This window comes from Ruegeria sp. YKSF131 (assembly GCF_059612645.1).
Window position 1 is genome coordinate 1 of sequence record NZ_JBXWQZ010000103.1, and the last position, 7,769, is coordinate 7,769.

Annotated in this window: 6 protein-coding genes and 1 pseudogene; all 7 read left to right on the forward strand. The window is 53.4% G+C overall.

Annotated features, from left to right (window positions below; translation table 11 throughout):
- On the forward strand, positions 1 to 281 hold a 281-nt coding region (locus AC2FLZ_RS21290; protein WP_496882743.1), incomplete at its 5' end, for a hypothetical protein.
- Between the two features lie 469 nt (positions 282 to 750).
- Positions 751 to 1,815, forward strand: a complete 1,065-nt coding sequence (locus AC2FLZ_RS21295) for an arylsulfotransferase family protein (RefSeq protein ID WP_496882744.1) — start codon at positions 751 to 753, stop codon at positions 1,813 to 1,815.
- 70 nt (positions 1,816 to 1,885) lie between these two features.
- The gene (locus tag AC2FLZ_RS21300; RefSeq protein WP_496754292.1) at positions 1,886 to 2,128 is read left to right on the forward strand and encodes a hypothetical protein; all 243 of its coding nucleotides are present in this window, start codon (positions 1,886 to 1,888) and stop codon (positions 2,126 to 2,128) included.
- Entirely contained in the window at positions 2,128 to 3,579 is a 1,452-nt protein-coding gene (locus AC2FLZ_RS21305; RefSeq protein ID WP_480555409.1) for a hypothetical protein, read from the forward strand. The genes AC2FLZ_RS21300 and AC2FLZ_RS21305 overlap by 1 nt, the downstream gene beginning before the upstream one ends.
- A 184-nt stretch (positions 3,580 to 3,763) precedes the next feature.
- The gene (locus AC2FLZ_RS21310; protein ID WP_480555410.1) at positions 3,764 to 5,242 is read left to right on the forward strand and encodes an arylsulfotransferase family protein; all 1,479 of its coding nucleotides are present in this window, start codon (positions 3,764 to 3,766) and stop codon (positions 5,240 to 5,242) included.
- 374 nt (positions 5,243 to 5,616) lie between these two features.
- Positions 5,617 to 7,113, forward strand: coding sequence for a glycosyltransferase family 39 protein (locus tag AC2FLZ_RS21315; RefSeq protein ID WP_480555492.1), 1,497 nt, complete (start codon positions 5,617 to 5,619; stop codon positions 7,111 to 7,113).
- A 289-nt stretch (positions 7,114 to 7,402) separates the two neighbouring features.
- Positions 7,403 to 7,769 (forward strand): annotated as a pseudogene (locus AC2FLZ_RS21320) (tyrosine-type recombinase/integrase); the annotation flags it as partial.

The window sequence follows — 7,769 nt, forward strand, 5'->3', positions numbered from 1 at the left end:
TCCACTCATCCGGATTGAAACCGGACCGCACGACACCAATCCCGACGGTCGGCAAAAAAAGTAAAGCTGCGAGAACCGCAGCCGTAAGCAACAAAACCCAAGCTGGCGCTCTGGTATCATCACTCATAAAGGAGCCCAATCAGAAACCGCATAAACCAATGAAAACAAACGACACCTTCTCTCAAACCATTGTCTTTATTTTAGTCATTACTTCTCAATGTGTCATCCACTCCCAGCCTCTGCAAAACAAATCCATTTGGACTCCAGATGCCGTTTCTTGATCCCGCCACTGCATTGCTCGTTCGAAGCATGACCTCAGTATCAGTCCCGCTTTCACGGCAGCCATGGCAGCTTCACATTTCCAAATCGCATATTCCCTAAACGTCTTGGAAAGCACAATACAACTAGTCAATACGGGCAAACGATCACGAACAATCAGGAGTATTCAGACAAAAAGGTCAGAGTTCAGCGCCAATGGCAACGCGACGGGACTCCTGCGTTGACTTGGCTCGGGCTGCGGAGGACAAATACACAGTAACGATTGTAATCTAGGTTTCGCCAATGCGTATTGTTTCATACATCTCCGCAATCTTACTCGTTGCTGTCTTTTCGTTTATTTTAGGGATGTGGACGACCCACAAAAACTGGGAGCCCTGGAAAGCATTCTCAGAGACCAAAGAGGCCATCAGATCGTGGAGAGCCACCGGGTATATAGTCCCGGGCGGAACCTACCTCCAGCGCCCGGCGCGCATGCCATCGGATTCATACGTCGTGCACCAGGCTGATAAAGTCGCGCCCGGCTATGTGCTGATCAACCGGATCGCCAATCCCGCGCCCGGCTATCTCACGGACCTCATCGATACCGAAGGCAACGTGCTGCACACGTGGAAGATTGATCATTCAAAAGTTATCGAAGGTGGGAACGAAGCCGAATTCGTGCACGCCATTCGCCCTCTGCCCGATGGGTCGATCCTTGCCAATTTCGACGACAGCATGGGCATGGCGAGGTTTGATACATGCGGCGACATCATATGGCGGCGCACAGATATGGTCTTTCACCATTCGCTGACCGAAGATCCCGACCTTGGCGGCTTCTGGACCTGGACCTCCAAAATCTGGGATGGCGGGCACGATCAGCAAATGGCCCGGATTGATGCGGAAACCGGAGAAACGCTTGAGAGCATTGACCTGGCGAAAGACGTCATCCTTCCTGACCCTAAGGCGCAACTGGCATTCCGTATTCCCAACGGTTTCAAGTGGCGCTGGGATGCAGAGGCCGATGAAATCCCGGACATCATTCACCCAAATGATGTCGAAGTCCTGCCATCGGAATGGGCCGGGGCATTCCCTCAATTCTCTGCAGGTGACCTTATCATGTCACACCGAGCAATCGATCTGGTTGGTGTTGTCGATCGGAAGACGAAGCGTCTGAAATGGCACAAAGCGGGGCCGTGGGAGCACCAGCACGATGCGGATTTTCATCCCGATGGCACAATTACGGTATACTCGAACAATACCGATCGCCGCCGATCCTCCATTATTGAAATGGATATGAAAACCGGTGAGGTGCGCGATAAATTCGCGGGATCCGAATTGGTCTTCGACAGTTTCATCATGGGGCAGCAGGAACGGCTGCCCAATGGCAATTGGCTGATCTCCTCACCAATGGAGGGCCGGGTGATCGAGGTGACGGCAGACGGGGATTTGGTGCGCGAATTGTCGAACATACTGACTGACGACTACAATTCGATCATCACAACGGCCGTTCATGTTCCGCCCGATTACTTTGACACGCTGCCGTCCTGTGACAAATGAAATCGCAAAAAAGGCCATCGGCCGCGCTTGATAAAGGCGTGTTGGACCCGAAATTACTCAGGAGCAAATCATGAACAGACGATTTTCAGTTACAGCGAGCGCTGCATTTGCTTTGGTCAGCCTTGCATGTGCCACGCCAGCTCATGCGTATATAGGGCCGGGGGCCGGTCTCGGCGCGATTGGCCTGGCCCTGGCCCTGCTGGTTGTCGTGGTTTTGCTGATTGCCGGCTTTCTTTGGTTCCCGATCAAGCGGGCACTGAATGCCCGTCGCAACGCCAGGACCGCTGAGACCCCACCTGACGAGCGTCATTGATGATCGCTTTCTGCGTCTCGCTGCTGGCGGTTCTTGGATTTGCAATAGGCCTATTGAAGACCGGAGTTGTTCCGGCGGCCCGGTCTTTGGTTGCATCCTCGGTTCGCGGGGTTTCTGCGATGTTTGACGCGGAAACCACAGATGAAGAGAAAGAGGTCGCCGTTCGCCGCGCCGCGTTCGAGCTCTTGAAAGGCGTCTGGCAACTCGCCTGGCGTTTCGGCCTGTCGCTTGCCGCTGCCGGAACACCAATACTTCTGGCTGATATCGCTGGCCTTGCAACCACCGATGAGGTGATGGGGCTGATGCTCCGCCTTGATTATATCGTCGTCGTCACTGCAGCAGCGATCCTTATCGCCCGGTTCGTCTCGAAGCGTTTGCCTGGAAGCAAGCCCTCCGAAACCGAAGCCTATTCGGAAGGTGACCGCCTGGTTCACGCTTTGGCTTTTTCGACGCCATTATTAATGAAATCCCTGGCGGCCGCAGATGACAGGGTCTTTGGGTGCACCAATAAGACAAGGGGATCACGACCTCCGATCTTCATCACTTCCCTGGCCCGAGGTGGCACAACCGCGCTCTTGAACGCATTTTTTGATATGCCCGTGATCGCAACGCACCAATACCGGGACATGCCATTTATCACCGCCCCCTACCTCTGGTCAGTCCTCGGCGGAAAACGATCAGATCGGGTGACGCGCCGCGAACGAGCCCATGGTGACGGGCTTGAGATTGACCTCGACAGCCCCGAGGCATTTGACGAAGTGCTATGGCGCCTCTACTGGCCGGACAAATATCACCAGAAAGCCATCGACCTTTGGCAAGAGGGTGGCAAGAACGAACCAGCCTGTGATCGGCTGCGTAGACATTTTGACAAGATCGTTGCGCTACGGCGCCCCGGGCAGGCGCAGGCGCGATATCTGTCGAAGAATAACGCAAACATCGCGCGATTAAATGTGTTGCCGTCTTATTTCCCCGGCTGCGACATCATTGTCCCGCTGCGCCGACCGGCCGCACATGCGGCCTCACTGCTGCGCCAGCATAAAAACTTTCTTAACCTTCAGGCCAAAGATGATTTCGTTCGCCGCTATATGCTGGACATAGGGCATCTCGAATTTGGCCTGCTGCACCGGCCCATTGCGTTCGACACGTTCGACCCCGGCCAGACCGGCCCCAAACAGCCGGATTACTGGCTGCACTACTGGATTGCAGCCTTTCGCCACGTCGAAAAGCAAAGCGACATATGCTTGATCGTCACGCAGGATGATCTCAGAGTCCGTCCTGATCAGACAATGCACGCTTTGTGCGAGACGCTGGAGCTTCCCCGAAAAGGCCAGTGCTTCGACAACTATTTTCGCAACACACCAGACCAAACCCCTGATCACTTGTTTGACGCCGAATTGCTGCACACGGCGAACGCGCTCTACGCCAATCTTGATAAACTGGCCGTGAGGTAGCGAAACTTGGGGTAATTAATAGATCCTCCCCATGACAATCGCTGCGAACACCTGCTTTAAAGCTCTCACCCTGATCATATTTTCCTACAGACAAGGTAAAGCTCAAGACATCTAACTGCCTGGCTGAAAAAGTGATTTAATCCCTCAGGGGATCACCTGCATTCTGATGGATGGTTGCAGTTTTTTGAAAAACGACCTGTTTTGGTGTAAGGTCCCCAGAATTCATACGTTTTCATTTTTTGAGCTTATCATCTCAAGGTCAAAACCCGCGATGGAAAAGCTTCTTTTTAAGAAAGTCGAGCTTTGGGTCCTGGGACTGGTTCTGGTCACGGGGCTGTTAGGCATGGTCTTATTTGGTGCGGTCGTTCTCGACGAAGAGCGGGGAAATGAAGACCGGGGCGGCGATCACTTCGGAGCGATAGGTGAAGCGGCCCTGACGTTGGCCGAAATCCCAGAGAATGCACGGCAAGCAATTAAGCAGATTGGGCGGCCAGACACCAAAATGATGCCCTTTCTTCGTCTTTCCGCGGATGAAGATTTGCCCGCCGGATGGTCATGGAGGCAACCGCCTGGCTCCGGCGGGTTGACCGGGTACTTGTTACTAAGCCGCTATAACGGCGATCAGGCGCGACACGTGATCGAGTTGATGTCTCTGGAGACCGGAGAGATTCTCAGAACCTGGTCACCAGAGCCCGAAGCGTTGCTGGCCACTGTTAACCGACTTCCAGAATTTGATGGGTTCGCACGCTACGAAAACTGGAATAACGCCTATTTTCGCTATATCCACCCGTACCTGACCGAAGAAGGGGATCTTCTGGTCAAAAACCACATTGCGCCGCTGTTCATGCTAACACCTTGCGGTGACGTCCGATGGTCACGAAGCGAATATTTGTTTCACCATTCAACCAGCCCTGACGGACAGGGCGGTTTCTGGATCCCAAGTTACAAGCTGAATGACTGGCCTGAAAACCTGTCACCTAAATTTGCCCGCGAATCTCTGGTGCGGGTAAACGCCAAAGGCGAAGTGGTCTTCGAAGAGGCGCTGGATGAAATTTTAGATAGCAACGGTTTGCGCCACCTGCTATTCCCCGCCGCCAATTTTTATCACGACCCAATGCACCTGAACGACATCGAGCCGGTTCTTACCAATGGGCCTCATTGGAAAAAAGGAGACCTGTTTCTAAGTTTGCGCACGCCGTCTCTTGTTATGCTTTACCGGCCGTCGACTCACGAAATCATCTGGTCCCAGGCAGGCCCCTGGTTGTCGCAGCATGACGTGGACATCCTTGATGATCACCGGATCGCCGTGTTCAACAATAATGCCTATGATCGCGGACTTGGCGCACGTGTGGAAGGCATAAGCGAAACTTTGATCTATGATTTTGAGGATGGTTCAGTGGAAAGCCCCTTTCGTGCGGCATTGGAAGGTTTGGGGGCCGCGACAGTATCGGAAGGTTTGCAGGATTTCACACCGTCCGGGCACTTGATTTTCGAAGAAGCAAACCGTGGCCGCGTATTCGCACTCAATAGCACTGGTCAGATTGTCGCTACATTCGTCAACAGGGCACAAAACGGAGAGACTTATTCCCTGGGATGGTCACGTTACATATCTCAACCTCACGGCGAGAAAGCCCTGAAAGCCATATCCGACAGCGGGTGTTAGGGTCACGAGCCTATGCATCCCCATCGCAAATATTTCTAATTCAGGGCACTTATTGTAATGTTAACCGAGAATATTTGACCCTGTCACCACCGGGCACACTTGGTTTTTGCTAAATAGAAATCATGAGCATACTCGAAAAAGATAGCGTGTTCCTAATTAGGCGTGAGCGCCGAAACGTGGCCGTCTTCATTGCGCTGGCAATCACAATTGTATTGACGATTATCTTGCGGTTATGGGGAATTGAATCCCGCAGTCTTTCTCATCCGGAAATCTATGTTCCCGGTATCCCTCTTGTTCCCGGCATCTCCGAGCCCCCCCCACGGCTTGGGCTTACGGAAACGATCTGGTGGCACTTTCATGACGAGCCGCACCCCATGGGGTGGTATGTGGCCATGTTGGGCTGGACCAAAACGTTCGGAACCTCTCATCTCGCGCTACGGTTTCCGGGTGTCCTGTTTGCCTTGGGCTCCATCCCGCTGATTTTCCTGATCGCGCGAAGCGTATTCGGATCGACCGTGGCATGCCTGGCCGCGCTATTGCTGGCGCTCCATGGCTTTCACATCGCATGGAGCCAGATGGCCCGCATGTATGTTGCCGGGGCTTTCCTGTCACTCTTAGCAACCTGGCTTTTGATTACCCTTGTAAGGACACGCAGACCGAGACCTGGAATCGAGATTGCTTATGTTGCTTCGGTCATGGCCGGAATTCTGACGGTCGAGTTCTTCTGGCCATTGATCCTGCTTCACCTGTTCTGGACAATATTGGTTCTGCCCCGGCCCAATGTAGAGGTTGAATATCTTGCGCATCGGTGGCGGACCCCCAGGCTGTTCCAAATACAAGCCCTAGCCTTCATCCTGTCCGCGCCAGCACTGACGCATGCAGTTTACCGCGCGCGAAAAACTGCGGTACGCGATCCAAATCCCGAATTTCTGGTAGAATACTTCTCCTTCGGGTTTCTATATGCGAAGGATCACCGCATCATTCCGATGCTACAGATCGGACCAGCCTGGACCTGGATTATTCTTATCTTTGCCCTCGTGTTGCTGGCAGCCAGTCTGAGAGCGCCAAAGCGCGAAGCGCCGGTTGTAAGCTTGGAGCGAAACATTCCTTTTTGGATTTTGGGTTTTGCAGCTATCTGTTCAGCCTGTTTCATGCTGTGGCTTGCCTCAATCGCTCACCGCCGGACCGAATTGCTGACGGCAATGTCCGTTTTACCCTTTCTTGCGCTCCTTATTCCGACCATGGGCACGGCATGGCGCGCGCTAATCCCGAGACTGCCATCGAAAACCCTGCACTACCCTCAGGAACGAACCTTGCTCCTATGGCTTCTTGCCGTGGCTTCTCCGCTGATCATTTTTGTGGCGTCCTACAAGGTATATGTTCTGGCCGACCGGGCCTTTTTACTCTTCATACCCTACTATCTAATCCTCTGTGCAGCGGGAGCCGTCTGGATGTTCCGACGCCCGCCCCTCAGGCTGGTGTCGATAGGGATATGCGTCATCGTGTTTGTGTTCAGTATACCTTATGCCGCCCAAAAGCCCGGTGCTCCAAACGATTACCAGGGAATTGCACAAGCGATGCTGCCTGAAATGCGCCCTGATGACCTTGTCTTTATGCGGCAGGCACGCGACTGGACGGATACACCTCTGTTCTATTACATCAACGACGCTAATTTTATTGTATCGGAGCATGAGGCCGCCTTGCGTGCTCATCCAAGTGCTCGTGTCTGGTTGGTCACTTGGCCGGGCGAAGGAACCCCAACAGTATCCGATGCGCGGCGCGCAGCACTTCGAGGCTATAGGCAAACATTAATAATCGAAAAACGGCGGGCCAACGCAGAACTCTTTGAACCCAGAACAAAGACCCATTGATCTCAGCGATTACCAGTCGAAACCCAAGCCATGACCTGAGTGACATTCTATATCTTGGAACGTCCAATGACCAAAAGTCCGCAACAGATACATAGCTTCACGGAAGAGCAGTTGTTTTAGAATTTGAAAAGTTTTTAGCTTTTAATCAATATATTACCAACATAATAGACAAAATATAACCAAATTGTTTAGCGCTTTGCTTTTTTTGAAATTCTGTCAATTAGAGTTGATAAGTATCCCTTATCACGTTTGATTGATTTTGCCGGGAAATGGGCGCAGAATGTGCCTCATGAAGCCTCTTGCGCCTTATCTTCCCAGCCCCTCCGCTGCCCTCCCCCAGGCCGATCAGGAGGCGCTCACCGATCTTTATGTGCGCGGTACGCCAGCCAATACGCTGCGCGCTTATGAGCGCGACCTGCTCTATATCACCGCGTGGAAGGCTTTGCGCTTTGGCACGACTCTGGACTGGCCCGAAAGCGAAGCCACCGCACTGGCCTTTATCCTCGATCATGCGCGCGACCTGACGGGCGTGCCGGTGGACGATCGCGCCCGCCAGACGGTCGAGGCACTGATCGCGCAGGGATTGCGCAAGTCGCCGGCCTGCCCGGCCCCCTCAACGCTGGACCGGCGCATCGCCTCCTGGCTGGCCTTTCACC